The organism is Paracraurococcus lichenis, from assembly GCF_030657435.1.
GTDB lineage: Bacteria > Pseudomonadota > Alphaproteobacteria > Acetobacterales > Acetobacteraceae > Paracraurococcus > Paracraurococcus lichenis.
On record NZ_JAUTWS010000004.1, the window covers coordinates 117,225 to 132,249 of the forward strand.

The 15,025-nt window shown below is 73.0% G+C and carries 14 protein-coding genes and 2 tRNA genes; 5 read left to right on the forward strand and 11 right to left on the reverse strand.

Features of this window, described 5'->3' with window-relative positions:
* Window positions 1–34 precede the first annotated feature (34 nt).
* From Q7A36_RS05695 to phnG, 7 genes are read right to left on the reverse strand one after another with little or no spacing between them, the layout of a single operon-like run.
* A complete protein-coding gene (locus tag Q7A36_RS05695; RefSeq protein ID WP_305102698.1) occupies window positions 35–1,174 on the reverse strand; it encodes an alpha-D-ribose 1-methylphosphonate 5-triphosphate diphosphatase in 1,140 nt (379 codons plus the stop codon).
* Window positions 1,171–1,926, reverse strand: a complete 756-nt coding sequence (gene phnL / locus Q7A36_RS05700; RefSeq protein WP_305102699.1) for a phosphonate C-P lyase system protein PhnL — start codon at window positions 1,924–1,926, stop codon at window positions 1,171–1,173. The genes Q7A36_RS05695 and phnL overlap by 4 nt, the downstream gene beginning before the upstream one ends.
* On the reverse strand, window positions 1,923–2,696 hold the full coding sequence (gene phnK / locus Q7A36_RS05705) for a phosphonate C-P lyase system protein PhnK (RefSeq protein WP_305102700.1): 774 nt from the start codon (window positions 2,694–2,696) through the stop codon (window positions 1,923–1,925). Before phnK ends, phnL begins: the two co-directional genes overlap by 4 nt.
* A complete protein-coding gene (locus tag Q7A36_RS05710) occupies window positions 2,693–3,544 on the reverse strand; it encodes an alpha-D-ribose 1-methylphosphonate 5-phosphate C-P-lyase PhnJ (RefSeq protein ID WP_305102701.1) in 852 nt (283 codons plus the stop codon). The genes phnK and Q7A36_RS05710 overlap by 4 nt, the downstream gene beginning before the upstream one ends.
* The gene (locus tag Q7A36_RS05715) at window positions 3,541–4,617 is read right to left on the reverse strand and encodes a carbon-phosphorus lyase complex subunit PhnI (RefSeq protein ID WP_305102702.1); all 1,077 of its coding nucleotides are present in this window, start codon (window positions 4,615–4,617) and stop codon (window positions 3,541–3,543) included. The genes Q7A36_RS05710 and Q7A36_RS05715 overlap by 4 nt, the downstream gene beginning before the upstream one ends.
* Entirely contained in the window at window positions 4,617–5,183 is a 567-nt protein-coding gene (gene phnH / locus Q7A36_RS05720) for a phosphonate C-P lyase system protein PhnH (protein WP_305102703.1), read from the reverse strand. The genes Q7A36_RS05715 and phnH overlap by 1 nt, the downstream gene beginning before the upstream one ends.
* Window positions 5,180–5,653 carry a phosphonate C-P lyase system protein PhnG gene (gene phnG, locus Q7A36_RS05725; protein WP_305102704.1) on the reverse strand — a complete coding sequence of 158 codons (474 nt, stop codon included), beginning with the start codon at window positions 5,651–5,653 and terminating at the stop codon, window positions 5,180–5,182. Before phnG ends, phnH begins: the two co-directional genes overlap by 4 nt.
* Before the next feature lie 79 nt (window positions 5,654–5,732).
* Between phnG and phnF the strand changes: the two genes are divergently transcribed.
* Complete coding sequence (gene phnF, locus Q7A36_RS05730; protein WP_305102705.1) at window positions 5,733–6,500, forward strand: phosphonate metabolism transcriptional regulator PhnF; 768 nt, start codon at window positions 5,733–5,735, stop codon at window positions 6,498–6,500.
* A gap of 2 nt (window positions 6,501–6,502) precedes the next feature.
* A complete protein-coding gene (locus tag Q7A36_RS05735; protein WP_305102706.1) occupies window positions 6,503–7,648 on the forward strand; it encodes an alpha-D-ribose 1-methylphosphonate 5-triphosphate diphosphatase in 1,146 nt (381 codons plus the stop codon).
* Window positions 7,649–7,697: 49 nt separating this feature from the next.
* Here Q7A36_RS05735 and Q7A36_RS05740 read toward each other — a convergent pair whose 3' ends face one another.
* The 4 genes from Q7A36_RS05740 to Q7A36_RS05755 all read right to left on the reverse strand — a co-directional run bounded on the left by Q7A36_RS05740 (window position 7,698) and on the right by Q7A36_RS05755 (window position 11,855).
* The gene (locus Q7A36_RS05740; RefSeq protein WP_305102707.1) at window positions 7,698–9,809 is read right to left on the reverse strand and encodes a molybdopterin-dependent oxidoreductase; all 2,112 of its coding nucleotides are present in this window, start codon (window positions 9,807–9,809) and stop codon (window positions 7,698–7,700) included.
* Window positions 9,810–9,867: 58 nt separating this feature from the next.
* A complete protein-coding gene (locus tag Q7A36_RS05745; RefSeq protein ID WP_305102708.1) occupies window positions 9,868–11,544 on the reverse strand; it encodes a hypothetical protein in 1,677 nt (558 codons plus the stop codon).
* 95 nt (window positions 11,545–11,639) lie between these two features.
* Window positions 11,640–11,714, reverse strand: a tRNA-Asn gene (locus Q7A36_RS05750).
* 67 nt (window positions 11,715–11,781) lie between these two features.
* A tRNA-Cys gene (locus Q7A36_RS05755) sits at window positions 11,782–11,855 on the reverse strand.
* A 141-nt stretch (window positions 11,856–11,996) separates the two neighbouring features.
* Here Q7A36_RS05755 and Q7A36_RS05760 point away from each other — a divergent pair.
* The 3 genes from Q7A36_RS05760 to Q7A36_RS05770 all read left to right on the forward strand — a co-directional run bounded on the left by Q7A36_RS05760 (window position 11,997) and on the right by Q7A36_RS05770 (window position 14,979).
* Window positions 11,997–12,653: a protein-L-isoaspartate O-methyltransferase family protein gene (locus Q7A36_RS05760; protein ID WP_305102709.1), complete on the forward strand. Its 657-nt coding sequence runs from the start codon at window positions 11,997–11,999 to the stop codon at window positions 12,651–12,653.
* A 255-nt stretch (window positions 12,654–12,908) separates the two neighbouring features.
* Entirely contained in the window at window positions 12,909–14,369 is a 1,461-nt protein-coding gene (locus Q7A36_RS05765; RefSeq protein WP_305102710.1) for a TolC family outer membrane protein, read from the forward strand.
* A 91-nt stretch (window positions 14,370–14,460) separates the two neighbouring features.
* Window positions 14,461–14,979 carry a DUF2497 domain-containing protein gene (locus tag Q7A36_RS05770; RefSeq protein ID WP_305102711.1) on the forward strand — a complete coding sequence of 173 codons (519 nt, stop codon included), beginning with the start codon at window positions 14,461–14,463 and terminating at the stop codon, window positions 14,977–14,979.
* Window positions 14,980–15,025 lie beyond the last annotated feature (46 nt).

Consider the following 15,025-nt stretch of genomic DNA (forward strand, 5'->3'; position numbering starts at 1 on the left):
CGCGTGTTCTCCGCAAGCAGATCCCGCGCGCCGTTCACGCGACGCGCTCGCCGCCGCGCCAGACCTGCCGGACGAAGGGCAGGCCGCCCAGCGCGCCCACGCGCGCGAGGTCGGCCCGCAGCCCGGCCTCGATGCGGCCGCGGTCGTGCAGCCGCACCATACGCGCCGGCGTGTCGGTGACCATGGCGACCGCCTGCGGCAGCGTGACCTCGCCCGCCACGACGCTGCGCCAAGCGGCCTCGACCAGCGCGGCGGGGACGTAGTCGCTGGCCAGCGCATCCACCGCCCGGGCCCGGACCAGGTCGGTGACGGCGACATTGCCGGAATGGCTGCCGCCGCGGACGATGTTGGGCGCCCCCGCGATCACCTGCACGCCGAGCGGGCCGGCCGCGGCGGCGGCCTCCATCGTCACGGGGAACTCGCTGATCAGGATGCCGTCGCGGGCATTCTCCGCCACCTGCGCGGCATTCTCGTCGTCATGGCTGGCGAGCGGGATGCCGAGCGGCGCGTAGCGCGCCAGCACCGCCTGCCGTTGCGGCCCGCGCAGCCGGGCGCGCTGCTCCAGCAGCTCGCTGATCCGCGTCTCGACATCGGCAACGCGCAGGCCCTTCTGGCGCATGCGCATCTCCTTGTAGCGCTCGACGTCGCGGTACTGGCCGACGCCGGGCGAATGGTCCATCAGGCTGACCATGCGCACCAGCGGATTGCCCTCGGCGAGGGCGAGGGCCGGCATCAGGTCCGGCGCCGGCAATTCGCAGCGCAGGTGCAGGAAATGCTCGCTCTTGAAGAGGCCGGCCGGGGCGAGTTCGGTCAGGTCGTGCAGGCCCTCCCGGAAGGTCTGGCCGCGGCCCGGATCGAAGCCGAGATCGCCGAGGCAGAGCGCATCCAGCACCGTGGTCACGCCGGCCGCCGCGCATTGCGCATCATGCGCCAGCATCGCCGAGCGGCTGGGCCAGCGGGCATTGCTGCGGGGCAGAACCTGGCGCTCGAGATTGTCGGTATGCAGGTCCACCACGCCGGGGATGAGGTGGTCGCCCTCCAGGTCCTCGGCGCTGCTCAGATGGCTGCGGCCCGGCTGCACATCGGCGATGCGGTCGCCGCGGAGCAGGATGGTGCCGGGAACCACCTCGTCCCGCAGCACCAGCCGCGCATGGGTCAGCACCGCTTCCTTCATGCGGCGGCCCCGGCCGCGGTCGCGGCGGGCGCTGCGCCGCCCGGGGCATGGATCGCGGCCTCGGCCTGCATGGGGGCGACCTCGAAAAGACGGTCGGCGACCTGATCGCGGACCTCGGTATCATGGAAGATGCCGATAATTGCGGCGCCGGCAAGCTTCGCTTCCGCGATCAGCGCGATGACCACGGCCCGGTTGCCGGCATCGAGGCTCGCCGTCGGCTCGTCCAGCAGCAGCACGGGATAGTGCGGCGCGAAGCCGCGGGCCAGGTTCACCCGCTGCTGCTCCCCGCCCGAGAAGGTGGCGGGCGGCAGCCCGTGCAGCCGCGGCGGCAGGTTCAGCCGGGTCAGCAGGTCGGTGGCGCGGGCCCGCGCCGCCTCCCGCGGCACGCCGCGGGCCAGCAGCGGCTCCGCGACGATATCGAGGGTCGGCACGCGCGGGATGACGCGCAGGAACTGGCTGACATAGCCGAGCGTATCCCGCCGCACCTCCCGCACCAGCCGCGGCTCGGCGGCGGCGAGGTCCAGGACCGCGCCCCGGTGACGCAGCAGGATGCGGCCCTGGTTGGCGCCGTAATTGCCATACAGGCAGCGCATGAGGGTGGACTTGCCGGCACCGGAGGGGCCGGCCAGGGCGACGCACTCGCCGGGCGCCACTGCCAGGTCCACGTCCTGCAGCACCGGGATATGCGTGCCGCCCTGGAGGTGCAGGGTGAAGGCCTTGCCGAGGCCTTCCGTGCGCAGGGCCCAGGTCATGCCGCGAGCACCGATGCGACGAGGAGCTGCGTGTATTCGTGCTGCGGGTCGTCCAGCACCCGGTCGGTCAGCCCTTCCTCTACCACCCGGCCGCGGCGCATGACCAGCATGCGGTGCGCCAGCAGCCGCGCCGCGGCGATGTCGTGCGTGACCAGCAGGACCGAGAGGCCGAGATCGGCGACCAGCGCCCGGATCAGGTCCAGCAGCCGCGCCTGCACCGAGACGTCGAGGCCGCCCGTCGGCTCGTCCATGAAGACCAGGCGCGGATGCGTCACCAGGGTGCGCGCGATCTGCAGGCGCTGCTGCATGCCGCCCGAGAAGGTGCGGGGCAGGGCGTCGATCCGGGCCGGGTCGATCTCGACGCGCCGCAGCCACTCCGCCGCGGCCTCGCGGATCGAGCCGTAGTGGCGCGCGCCGGTCGCCATCAGCCTCTCCCCGATATTGCCGCCGGCGGAGACGCCGAGGCGGAGGCCGTCGCGCGGGTTCTGGTGGACGAAGCCCCAATCCGTGCGGTGCAGCCGGCGCAGCGCGGCCTCGCCCATCGCCGGGATGGACTGCGTCGCGCCCTCCGGGTCGCGGTAGAGCACCTCGCCCGCCTCCGGCCGCAGCAGGCCGGACAGGACGCGCAGCAGCGTGGTCTTGCCGGAGCCCGATTCGCCGACGATGGCGACGACCTCGCCCGGCCAGATGGAGAGGGCGACGTCGTCGAGCGCCGGGACGGGCCCGTAGCGGAGATGCAGGCCGGAGGCCTCGAGGAGGGGCGCGGTCATTCCGCTGCCTCCAGCTGCGCCTGGCGCGTGTTGCAGTAATCTGTGTCGGAGCAGACGAACATGCGTCCGCCGCGGTCGTCGGTCACCACCTCGTCCAGGTAGCTCTCCCGGCTGCCGCAGAGGGCGCAGGTGGATTTCGCCCGGATCGGCTCGAAGGGATGGTCCTCGAAATCGAGGCTGCGGACCTCGGTATAGGGCGGCACGGCATAGATCCGCTTCTCACGCCCGGCGCCGAAGAGCTGCAGCGCGGCCATGCGGTGCATCTTCGGGTTGTCGAAGGCGGGGATGGGGGAGGGCGACATCAGGTAGCGCCCGTTCACCATGACGGGGTAGTTGTAGGAGGTCGCGATATGGCCATGCCGCGCGATGTCCTCGTAGAGCTTCACGTGCATCAGGCTGTAGTCGGCCAGCGCATGCAGGCGCCTCGTCTCGGCGACGCGCGGCTCAAGCCGGAACAGCGGCTCCGGCATCGGCACCTGGTAGACCAGGATCTGCCCCTCGCGCAGCGGCGTTTCCGGGATGCGGTGGCGGGTCTGGATGATGGTGGCGTCTGTCGTCCGCTCGGTCGTCCCGACGCCGGCGACCCTGGCGAAGAAGCGGCGGATGGAGACCGCATTGGTGGTGTCGTCGGCGCCCTGGTCGATCACCTTCAGCCGGTCGCCCGGGCCGATGACGCTGGCCGTCACCTGGATCCCGCCGGTGCCCCAGCCATAGGGCAGCGGCATCTCCCGGCTGCCGAAGGGCACCTGGTGGCCGGGGATCGCCACCGCCTTCAGCAGCGCGCGGCGGATCATCCGCTTGGTATTCTCGTCGAGATAGCCGAAGTTGTAGCCCGCGACGGTGCTCATTCCGCGGCCTCCCGCAGCGCCGTCGCGCGCATCTGCCGGATCTTCTCCAGCTCGCTCTGGAAATCCACGTAGTGCGGCAGCTTCAGGTGCTCGACGAAGCCGGTCGCCTCGACGTTGTCGCAGTGGTAGAGCACGAATTCCTCGCTCTGCGCCGGCGCTGTCGCCTCCTCGCCCAGGTCGCGGGCGCGGAGCGACCGGTCGACCAGCGCCATGGCCATGGCCTTGCGTTCGCCATGCCCGAAGACCAGGCCGTAGCCGCGGGTGAACTGCGGCGGCTCGGTCTTCGATCCCGCGAACTGGTTCACCATCTGGCATTCCGTCACGGTGATCTCGCCGATCTCGATGGCGAAGCCGAGCTCGGGCGGGATCATCTCCACCGTCACCTCGCCCATGCGGATCTCGCCGACGAAGGGGTGCGCATTGCCGTAGCCGCGCTGGGTGGAATAGCCGAGGGCGAGGAGGAATCCCTCGTCGCCGCGCGCCAGCGCCTGCAGCCGCAGCGGCCGGTCGGCGGGGAAGGCGAGGGGCTCGCGCGTCAGGTCCGGCGGCTCGGCCTCGCCCGGCGCCTCCGCCTGCATGAGCCCTTCCTGCGCCAGGATGCCGGTGACGCGCGGCATGGTCGCGGCCTCGGCCGGCGCCTCGGGCGCAGGCGGCGTCGCCTCCCCCTCGGCCGCTAGGGCGAAATCGAGCAGGCGGTGGGTGTAGTCGAAAGTGGGGCCGAGCACCTGCCCGCCCGGCAGGTCCTTGTAGGTGGCGCTGATGCGCCGGCGGATGCGCATGCCGCCGGTGTCCAGCGGCAGGCTGGCGCCGAAGCGGGGCAGGGTGGTGCGGTAGGCGCGCAGCAGGAAGGCGGCCTCGATCAGGTCGCCGCGCGCCTGCTTGATGGCGAGCGCGGCGAGGCCGCGGTCATGGCAGGCGCCCTCCGCCATGACGCGGTCGACCGCCAGGCCGAGCTGTTCCTCGACCTGCGCGACGGAGAGCTCCGGCAGGGCCGGATCGCCGCGCCGCTCCTCCGCCAGCCAGGCATGCGCGGCCTCGATCGCCCGCTCGCCGCCCTTCACGGCCACATACATCAGCGGATCTCCAGCGCGGTGGTGCGGGGCAGGGCCGCCAGCCGGTCGCCGGCGCAGAGGATCACGTCCACGCCGCGCGGGAACAGCGCGCGATTGGCCGCCCATTGCGCCGGGAAACCCGACGGCAGGCCCTCGGCGAGGAGCCGGTGCTCGCGCTCGATGCCCGGCCCGGTGAGGCGCCAGCCCTCGCCCTCCTCCAGCGCCGCGACCTGCAGGATGAGCGTGGCGGAGCGATGCGGCTCCTCCTCGGTGCCCTGCGCCAGGTCGCGCAGCGCCGGCGGCGTGCCGCAGGCGAGGGCGAAGGCCGACTCGGCCGCGCTGGCGACCACGGGACAGCCGGCATGGAAGCGCAGCCAGGCCTCGGCCTCGCTGCCCGCATCCAGCCAGACCGGCGTGTCGGCATCCGCCAGGGTCAGGAGCACGGCGGCTGCCGCGGTGCCGAGCGGCGCCGGCGCCTCCGGCAGGCCCGCCACGCGCTGCACGCGGCCGGGACGTGCCATCGCCTCCAGCACCGCGCGGAAGCAGCGCTGCGCGTCCAGCACGGGATCGGCGAAGCCGGCCCTCATCGCATGTTCGCCATGGTGAAGAACTGCACCCGCGTTGCCGCGGCCCTCGCGGCATCGCGCGCTGCGCGCGCGGCCTGCGCGGCGGCCAGCGGCTCGATCACCGCGTCCATCAGCGCCGCCTGCCGCGCCGGGTCCTGCAGCGCGGCGTCCAGCAGCGCGGCCAGTTCCGCCTGCCGCGCGTCGCGCCCGGCCACATAGGCATGGCCGACGGCGCCGTTCTCGAGCGCCACGGAGCACCGCGTCACGGTCATCTCGCCGAGGTTGAAGGGCGCGCCGTCGCCGCCCTGTCGGCCGCGCGTCATGACCAGCCCGGTCTCGGGCCCGCGCAGGCGGCGGTGCGCCGGCAGGGGCGGGGCTTCGGCCAGCCTGGCTAGGATCTCCGGCGCGCCGGCCCGCGCCAGGACACCCATCCATCGCTTGCGCGCCGCTATCCCCGGATGGTCCTGTGGAGGCTGGATCGCTTCGGTCATGGTGCCTTCTTTAAAGGTCTAGACATTCGGATGTCCAGCCCCATAATCATCAGTGGATGTGCCATGGCAGGGAGCGCGCATGGTTGAAGTTTCGATGACGGATGCCGGAATGCCCGGCGGCGCGGCGCCCCTGTCCCGCGGCCAGGGCGTCGCGCTCTGGCGCCAGATCGTCGGCAGTATCGAGGGCGAGATCAGCGCCGGCCGCCTCTCGCCGGGCGTCCGCCTGCCGACCGAGGCCGAGCTTTCCGCCCGCTTCGCCGTCAATCGCCACACCGTGCGGCGCGCGATGGAGGAGTTGCAGGCGCGTGGCCTCGTGCGCATCGAGCAGGGGCGCGGCAGCTTCGTCGCCGAGGACGTGCTGGACTATCCCGTCGGCCCGCGCACCCGCTTCTCCGAGAACATCCGGCGGCAGAACCGGGAGCCGCAGGGACGGATCCTGCGGCTCGACGAGGTCGAGGCCGATGGCCTCGTCGCCGAGGCGCTGCACCTGCGCCGCGGCCGGCCGGTGGCGGTGGCGGAGCGGCTGGGGCTGGTGGACGGGCGGCCGGTCGTGGTCGGCACGCACCATTTCTCGGCGGCGCGCTTTCCCGGCATCCTGCGGCTGCTGTCGGAGAACCCCTCGATCACCCGCGCCCTCGCCACGCTCGGCGTCCCCGACTACCGGCGGCAATCGACCCGCATCACCGCGCGCATGCCGACGGTGGAGGAGGCGACGCTGCTGGAGCAGGCGCGGACGCGGCCGGTGCTGGTGACCGAGTCGCTCAATGTCGATCCGGCGGGCGTGCCGGTGGAACTCAGCATCGCCTGCTATGCCGCGGGCCGCATGCAGATGGTGGTGGAATACTGAGCATGGACGGGAATGCGTGGCGGATCGCGGGCGGCAGCGCCCTGGTGGACGGCGCGCTGCGCCAGGCCGATGTCCTGCTGACCGAGGGGCGCCTCGCGGAGGCCGCGCCGGGCGCCCGCGTGCTGGATGCGCGCGGCCTGCTGGTCATGCCGGGGCTGGTGGACATCCATGGCGATGCGCATGAGCGCAGCCTGCAGCCGCGGCCGGGCATCGGCTTTCCCGCCGGAATGGCGGTGCGCGACACGGCGGCGCAACTGCTCGCCAGCGGCATCACGACAGCCTATCTCGGCGTGACGCTGTCCTGGGAGCCGGGCCTGCGCTCGCTGGAGACCTGGCGGGTGCTGATGGCGGCGCTCGACGAGGCGAGGCCGATGCTCGCCCTCGACCTTCGCGTGCACCTGCGGTTCGAGGCGGACAACCTCGATGCGCTGGACGACGCGCTGTCGGACATCGCCACGGGGCGGGTGCACCTGCTGGGCTTCAACGACCACACGCCGCCGATCCTCAGGCGCATGGACGATGCGAAGCAGGTGGCGAAGTATGCCGGCCGCGCCGGAGTCTCGCCCGAGGAGTACCAGGCGCTGATCGGACGCATCGCTGCCCGCCGCGGGGAGGTGCCGGCGGCGCGGGAGCGGCTGGCGGCGGCGGCACACAAGGCCGGCCTGCCGATGCTGAGCCATGACGATGCGACGCTGGAGGACCGCGCGCTGTACCGCGGATATGGCGCGGGCATCTGCGAATTCCCGATGTCCGAGGCGGTCGCCGAGGATGCGCGCACGCATGGCGAGGCGGTGGTGATGGGCGCGCCGAATGTCGTGCGCGGCGGCAGCCATCTCGGCTGGGCGAGCGCGGCGCCGCTGGCCGAGCGCGGCCTGGTGACGGTGCTGGCGAGCGACTATCACTGGCCGGCGCTGCTGGCGGCGCCCTTCGCCATGGCGCGACGCGGCCGGATGGACCTGGCCTCGGCCTGGGCGCTGGTCTCGGGCAACCCGGCGCGGGCGGCGGGGCTGACGGACCGCGGCGCGCTGGAGCCCGGGTTCCGCGGCGACGTCGTCCTGGTGGATCCGGTAGGGCCGGAGGCGGTGGCGGTGTTCTGCGGCGGCAGGCTGGCGCATTTGACGGCCGCCGGCGCGGCCCGGCTGCAGTAGAAGGCGCTTCCTGCGCCTTCATCGTCGAGCGCCCATTCCGGGCGCTTCTCTACTCCGCCGCCAGTCGCTCCACCTGCTCGACCGCCGGCCGCATCCAGACCGCGGTGTCGTGGAACACCGCGCCGCCCTTGGGCGGGCCGCGGTCGTCGCTGACGAGCAGGTTGATGCCGATCCCACCCTCGAAATCGGGGTTCGGCCAGACGCTCTCGACGATGACGACGCCCTCCTGCTGCCCCTCGGCCAGCTTCGCCGTCACCACCACCTCGCCCTGGGCATTGCCGAGGCGGACGCGGCCGCCCTCCTCGATGCCGAGGCGTTCGGCGTCCCGCGGGTGGATCAGTGCGGTCGGCCGCACCTCCCGCTTCCGGCTGCCCGGCGTCTCGGTGAAGGTGGTGTTCAGGAATTGCCGCGCCGGCGCCGTCACCATGCGGAAGGGATGCGCCTCGCTCGCGGTGTCGATTGCCGGCATGTGGTCCGGCAGCCGCGGCATCGCGGCATGGTCGTCGCCGATCGCGGCCCAGTCCGGCGCGAAGCGGAACCTGCCGTCGGGATGGCCGAAGCCCGTCTCGAAATGCGCCGTGGCGAAATCCGGCGCGGCATCGTGCCAGCGCTTCGCCGCGATGTCGTCCCAGCCCGGCCAGCCCGAGGCGCGCAGCGTCCAGTCCGCGATCTCCCGCGCCGTCATCCGGAAGCCGCGGTGCTCGGCGCCCAGCCGCTGCGCGAGGCCCTGCAGCACCTCGTGGTTCGACCGGCACTCGCCCGGCGGCTCGACCAGCTTCGGGCCGAGCTGGATATGGCTATGGCCGCCGGACTGGTAGAGGTCGTCGTGCTCCACGAACATCGTCGCGGGCAGCACGATATCGGCGTGGCGCGCGGTGTCCGTCATGAACTGCTCATGGACGACCGTGAACAGGTCGTCGCGGAGAAAGCCGCGCCGCACCTTGCCGCTGGCCGGCGCGACCACCACGGGATTGGTGTTCTGGATCAGCAGCGCGGTGACGGGCGGGCCCTCGCCCAGGTCGCGGCGGTCGCCGGTCAGCACCGCGCCGATGCGGCTCTGGTCCAGCATGCGGATGGACGGGTCGCGTGCGTCGAGCCCTTCGATCAGGGTCTTGTCCCAGTGATAGATGGCGCGGTTGGACCAGAAGGCGCCGCCGCCCCTGTGCCGCCACTTGCCCGTGACCGTCGGCAGGCAGGTGACGGCGTGCAGCGAGGCCGCGCCGTTGCGGCTGCGGGAGAAGCCGTAGCCGCAGCGGATATAGGCCCGCTCCGTCGTGCAATAGAGCCGCGCGAAGGCCTCGATCTGCTCGACGGGCAGGCCGGTGACGGCGCTGGCCCAGTCCGGGCCGCGGGCCGCCAGATGCGCCTCGAGCCCCGCCGGCGCGTCCGACATGCGGGCGATGTAGTCGCGGTCGGCGAAGCCGTCGCGGAAGGCGATGTGCATCACGGCGCAGGCCAGCGCCCCGTCGGTGCCCGGCCGCAGCGCCAGGTGCAGGTCGGCGGCGGCGGCGGTGCCGGTGCGGTAGGGGTCCACCACCACGAGCTTCGCCCCGCGCGCCTTCCGGGCGCGGGCGATGTGCGTCATGACGTTCACCTGGGTGGCGACCGGATTGCCGCCCCACATGACGATGAGGTCCGCCTCCGCCATCTCCCGCGGGTCGGGCCCGCCGAAGCGGCCGACGCCTGCCTGCCAGCCGCTCTCGCAGAGCGCGGTGCAGATGGTGTTCTGCTGGCCGGCATAGCGCATGACGTTGCGCAGGCGGTGGATGCCGTCCCGCTGCACCAGGCCCATGGTGCCGGCGTAGTAGTAGGGCCAGACGGTCTCGGAGCCGTGCCGGGCCGCGCGCTCGGCGAAGGCCTCCGCCGCGCGGTCGAGCGCCTCCTCCCAGCCGATCTCGGCGAACTTGCCGCTGCCCTTGGGGCCGGTGCGGCGCAGGGGCCTCAGCAGCCGGTCGGGGTGGTGGACGCGCTCGGCATAGCGGGCGACCTTGGCGCAGATGACGCCGGCGGTGTAGCTGTTCGCCTCCGCGCCGCGGACCGCGCCGATGCCGCGCCCGATGCCCGCGGCGTCGCGCAGCACCTCCACCTCCAGGGCGCAGGTGCTGGGGCAATCATGCGGGCAGGTGCTGCCCTGGGCATCGCCACGCACCAGATCCGTCATCCCTGTCGATCCCATCCCCGCCGGAAGCCCGAACCATAGGGGAGGAGCGGGATCGGGGCTACCGCTCCTCCGGCCCGGACCACCGGAAGCGCCGGAGGTCCAGGGCGCAGAGGCCGGTCACGCCCCAGGCCTTCGCATAGGCCTCGACCGCCGGGAGGTAGCCGGGATCCTCCGGGATGCCGTCCGGCCAGCCCGGCGGGTTGAAGGTGGAAATGCCGTTCACCGTCGGGATGTGCCAGACGCCGGCGACGATCATCGCCTCGGTATTGTGGTTGTAGGGGTCGGCCACGGCCTCGCCGAAGCGGCTCTCGGTCCGGGCGGCGGAGACGTAGAAGGCGCGGCAGCCCGGCGGCGGGGGCGGCACCGCCGCCAGCCGACCGTTCTCCAGCGGCCGGTCGAGGAAGAGGGGCGCATAGCCGTTCGCCTGCTCCAGCAGCAGCAGCGCGACCAGGGCGGCGGTCACCGGCCGCGGCCAGCGCCGGGCGGCGAGGAAGGCCATGGCGAGGACGATCACCGCGAGGGTGATGAAGAGCTGGTAGCGCGCCACCACCCGCGGCGCCTTGCCGCCGGGGACATACTGGTAGACCAGCGACCAGGCCGTGACGCCGCCGACCTGCAGGGTCAGCAGCCAGGTGAGGAGGCTGGCGAGGCCGAGTGCCCGGAGCAGCGCCAGCCGCCCGGGCGTCAGCCAGGCGGGCGCCAGGGCCGGGCCGCGCGCCAGCCAGGCGAGTGCCGCCAGGTAGCTCGCCAGCAGCAGCGGCGGCAGGCCGGTCATCCGCTCGCTCCAGTCGGGGAAGCCGGGGCGGAAGGCGTCGTTCAGCGCCCGGACCAGCCAGCCCCAGAGCAGGTTGTGCTGCCCGACATGGATCAGGTCGATCGGCTCCGGCGCGTTGCGGATCACGTCGGTCCAGGGGTGCATGCCGGTCTCGGCGGCCTTGGGCAAGTAGAGGCCGAGGAAGGGCAGGTTCGCCGCCGCCGCGAGCATCAGCACCCCTGCGAGCGGCAGCCATTGCGCCCGGACCGCTGCCAGCAGGTGCCGCCGCGCCCCGGCGCCCGCGACGGCAAGCCAGGCCAGCAGCAGCGCCCCGCCCAGGAAGGCGCTGTACCAGGCCATGTAGAAGCCGGTCAGCAGCATGGCGGCGAACCAGAGGCCGAAGCCTGCACCCCAGCCCAGCAGGGCCGTCCGCCGCCCCTCCCAGAGCGCCCGCAGCGCGCCGTGCGCCAGCAGCCCCAGCACCGGCACGAAGGAGACGCTGAAGAGCTGCACATGGCTGGCGCGGATGAAGAGGTTGTTGCTGATCGTGAAGAGCGCCGCCCCGAGCAGCGCCCAGCCGAAGGGCAGCCCCAGCGCGCGCCGCCCCAGCAGCAGGGTCGCGGCGAAGCCGAGGGCGCGCGTCGCGACATTGACCAACTCGCCCGAGAGGAAGGGGTCGAGGCCGGCCGCCCGGAAGCCGGCATGGATCAGGCCGAAGAGCAGATAGCCGTCGTTGTATCCGAGCGTGCCCGGCACCGGCCAGAAATAGGCGGTGCGGTCCCAGGGCTCGAGGCCGCGGAGCACGTTGTACCAATGCTCGAGGATCGAGAGGGCAATGACGCCGTCATGGCGGTCGCCGAGCAGCAGGGTGAAGCCGTTGCCGATCTGGCCGCGGAAGAAGAAGGCCAGGCAGAGCGCGCCGCAGAGCGTCGCGGCGAGCAGGCGGGCGGCCCGCCCCGTCAGGCGTTCGGCGCTGTCCATGGCATCCCCTCGGGGCATCCCCCGACCTCACCCCAGAACGGGCGCAGGGAACAGCCGCGCCGCAGTGCACCGATGGCGGAAATGGGGAGAGAAGATGGCTCCGGCGGTTGGATTCGAACCAACGACCAACGGATTAACAGTCCGCTGCGCTACCGCTGCGCCACGCCGGATCAGCCAGGGAGCGGGCGTATAGCAGGCGCGCCGCGCTTTGTAAGCCCCCGAATGCAGTTTTCTCGCTGGAGGTCCGGGGCGGAATTGAACCGCCGTAGCAGGTTTTGCAGACCTGTGCCTGACCACTCGGCCACCGGACCGCCGCAGGAGAAGTCGCCCCGGGCGAGACGCCTCTTTGGGGCCACGGTCGCCGCAGGTCAAGCGTGCGGCGCAACACCTGTGCTTGGCGATCGCGCGGGACGGCCCCTATAAACCCGCGGCCCCGAGAAGGTATCGGCTTCATGGACTATGCGGATGCGCGCAAGCGCATGGTGGACGGGCAGCTCCGCCCCAGCCGGGTGACCGACCCGCGCCTGCTCGATGCGATGCGCGACCTGCCGCGCGAGGAATTCCTGCCCCGCGCCGTGCGTGCCCGCGCCTATGCGGACGAGGACGTGCCGCTGCCCGGCGGCCGGGCGCTGATCGCGCCGATGGCGATCGCGCGCCTCGTCCAGCTTGCCGCGGTGCGGCCGGGCGACCGGGCGCTGGTGGTCTGCGCCGGCACCGGCTACGGCGCCGCGGTGCTCGCCCGATGCGGCGCCCGGGTGACGGCGGTCGAGAGCGACGAGGTGCTGCTCGGCCTCGCCCGCCCGGCGCTAGCGACGTGCGTCCCGGCCGGCACGGTCCGGCTCGAGCAGGTGAACCCGACCCAGGGCTTCGCCGGCAGCGCGCCCTATGATGCCATCCTCATCGAGGGCGAGGTGCCGGAGATCCCATCCGCCATCGCCGGGCAGCTCGCCGAAGGCGGCCGGCTCGTGGCGGTGCTGGGCGGCGGCCGGCGGAACGGGGTCGCGGTGCTGGGGCGCCGGCTGGGCGGCTCGGTGACCACCACCCCGTCTTTCGATTGCGCAACGGTCGCGCTGCCCGCATTCGCGCCCGCGCCGGGTTTCGTCTTCTGAGGATGGCCCGGGTCCGGGCGCCATGGCCCGGCCGCTCACCGGGGATTCACGCGCCTGCCGGCTAGCTTGCCCGGCAGGCATCGCGGCCGGCAGGTCTCGATCGCTCCCGTCCGGGCCGCGCCGCGATGTTTCATAGGGTTTCGGCCCGCCTGGCCGCACTTGTCCCGCCGGTGCATTGCGGTATGGCAAGTGCGTTCGGCTCGTCTAGTGTAGGCACTGACCGCGGCCCGCCCGCGACGGAAGGACACGGCTAGGATGATCACGACTCGCCCCGCCCTGGCGCTCGCCACCGCGCTCTCGGCGTCGGCCGCCCTGTGCGCCGGCGCGCCTCAGGCGGCGGCGCAGACGCTGGCCGAGGCGCTGGCGCAGGCCTATTCGAACAATCCGACGCTGCTCGCCGCCCGCGCGCAGCTCCGCGCGGTCGACGAGAACGTGCCGCAGGCGCTCGCCGGCTGGCGCCCGACCGTCAGCATCAGCAGCACCGCCGGCGTCCTCGATGGCCATGCCCGCGCGCTCGGCACCTTTGTGGATCCGAATGGCGTCCCGACGCCGGAGAACAGGTTCCAGCCGACTCACCAGCTCGGCGTGTCCTCGCATATCGAGCGCCAGCTCTACACCAACAGCATCACCATCACCCAGCCGGTCTTCCGCGGCGGCCGCACCGTCGCCACCACGCGGCGGGCGGAGAACCAGGTGCTCGCCCAGCGCGCCCGGCTGCTCAGCACCGAGCAGCAGGTGATGAGCGACGGCGTGAACGCCTATGTCGCGGTGATCCGCGACCAGGAGCTGCTGCGCCTCAACATCAACAACGAGCAGGTGCTGACCGAGCAGCTCCGCGCGACCAACGAGCGCTTCCGCGTCGGCGAGATCACCCGGACGGACGTCGCCCAGGCCGAGAGCCGCCTGGCCGCCGCGCGCGCCTCCCGCGCCCAGGCGGAAGGCAACCTGCAGATCAGCCGTGCCACCTTCCAGCGCGTGATCGGCCTCATGCCGCAGCGGCTGCTGGCGCCGCAGCCGCTCCGCCCGCCCGTCGCCAGCAGCCAGGAGGCCGCGGATGCGGCGAGCACGAACAACCCGAACGTGGTCGCTGCGCTGTTCGACGAGGCCCAGGCGCGCGACGCGATCGCCGTGCAGATCAGCCAGTTGCTGCCGCAGCTCGGCCTGACCGGCCAGGCCTTCCGCAACGACAACTCGACCGGCACGCATACCCGCGTCACCGGTGCCCAGGTCGTCGCCCAGTTGACGGTCCCTCTCTACCAGGGCGGCGCCGAGTTCTCCACCGTCCGGCAGGCCCGGCAGACGGCGCAGCAGGCCCGGGGCGTGGTCGAGGATCAGCGCCGGCAGGTGACCCAGGCCGCCATCCAGGCCTGGGAGCAGTTGCAGAGTTCCCGCGCCCAGGTCGACAGCCAGCGGGCCGCCATCCGCGCCTCCGAGATCGCGCTGGACGGCGTGCAGCGCGAGGCGATCGTCGGCAGCCGCACGACGCTCGAGGTGCTGAACCAGGAGCAGGAGCTGCTCGGCAACCGCACCAACCTCGTGCAGGCGCTCGCCACCGTCGTGGCGCAGTCCTACACCCTGGCCGGCGCCGTCGGGCGGCTGACCGCGCAGGATCTCGGCCTGCAGGTCGATCTATACGACATGCGGGCCTACTACAACGCCGTGCGCAATCGCTGGGCTGGTTTCGGCGACTATTCCGACGTGGCGGAGCGTCGCTGACATGGCTGAGGAGCGCCCGGCCGCGCCCGGCCCGGCACCAGCCCCGGCAACCGCCCAGGCACCCGCCCCTGGGGCTTCCGCCGATCCGAGCATGGAGGACATCCTCGCCTCCATCCGGCGGATCCTGAGCGAGGACGAGGCGGCGCCGCAGCCGCCTGCCAGGCCTGCCGAGCCGCCCGCCGCGCCGGCGGCCGCAGCCGATCCCGCCCCCGATCCCGTCCCGGCGGCAGCAGGTTCCGAGCCGCTCGACCTGACCGAGGACATGCTGGTCTCGGCGCCGGCCGCGCCGCCACCGGAACCCGCGCCCCTGCCGCCCCCGCCGCCTGCAATCCCTAAGCCGGCCGAGGCCGAGCCGCAGGAGCCGGAGACCGGGCTGCTCGCGCCGGCCGCGGCGGCGGCCGCGGCGGCCTCGGTCGGGCAATTGCTGCGGGCGGTGGCGCAGGAGCGGTCGAGCGCCGTCTATCGCGGCGGCCCGACCATCGAGGACGTGGTGCGCGAGGAGGTCCGGCCCCTGCTGAAGGCCTGGCTGGACGCCAACCTGCCGCCGCTGGTCGAGCGGCTGGTGCGGGCCGAGATCGAGCGGGTGGTCGGCCGGGCGCTGTCGCAATAGGCGGCACGCAACGGACCCCTTGACGGGGGCGGGGCCGCCGACCACG

Coding starts and splice junctions, on each gene's coding strand:
- Q7A36_RS05695 (WP_305102698.1), bottom strand. CDS start 1,174: ATGAAGGAAGCGGTGCTGACCCATGCGCGGCTGGTGCTGCGGGACGAG.
- phnL (WP_305102699.1), bottom strand. CDS start 1,926: ATGACCTGGGCCCTGCGCACGGAAGGCCTCGGCAAGGCCTTCACCCTG.
- phnF (WP_305102705.1), top strand. CDS start 5,733: ATGGTTGAAGTTTCGATGACGGATGCCGGAATGCCCGGCGGCGCGGCG.
- Q7A36_RS05745 (WP_305102708.1), bottom strand. CDS start 11,544: ATGGACAGCGCCGAACGCCTGACGGGGCGGGCCGCCCGCCTGCTCGCC.
- Q7A36_RS05760 (WP_305102709.1), top strand. CDS start 11,997: ATGGACTATGCGGATGCGCGCAAGCGCATGGTGGACGGGCAGCTCCGC.
- Q7A36_RS05710 (WP_305102701.1), bottom strand. CDS start 3,544: ATGAGCACCGTCGCGGGCTACAACTTCGGCTATCTCGACGAGAATACC.
- Q7A36_RS05770 (WP_305102711.1), top strand. CDS start 14,461: ATGGAGGACATCCTCGCCTCCATCCGGCGGATCCTGAGCGAGGACGAG.
- Q7A36_RS05735 (WP_305102706.1), top strand. CDS start 6,503: ATGGACGGGAATGCGTGGCGGATCGCGGGCGGCAGCGCCCTGGTGGAC.
- Q7A36_RS05740 (WP_305102707.1), bottom strand. CDS start 9,809: ATGACGGATCTGGTGCGTGGCGATGCCCAGGGCAGCACCTGCCCGCAT.
- phnK (WP_305102700.1), bottom strand. CDS start 2,696: ATGACCGCGCCCCTCCTCGAGGCCTCCGGCCTGCATCTCCGCTACGGG.
- phnG (WP_305102704.1), bottom strand. CDS start 5,653: ATGACCGAAGCGATCCAGCCTCCACAGGACCATCCGGGGATAGCGGCG.
- Q7A36_RS05715 (WP_305102702.1), bottom strand. CDS start 4,617: ATGTATGTGGCCGTGAAGGGCGGCGAGCGGGCGATCGAGGCCGCGCAT.
- phnH (WP_305102703.1), bottom strand. CDS start 5,183: ATGAGGGCCGGCTTCGCCGATCCCGTGCTGGACGCGCAGCGCTGCTTC.
- Q7A36_RS05765 (WP_305102710.1), top strand. CDS start 12,909: ATGATCACGACTCGCCCCGCCCTGGCGCTCGCCACCGCGCTCTCGGCG.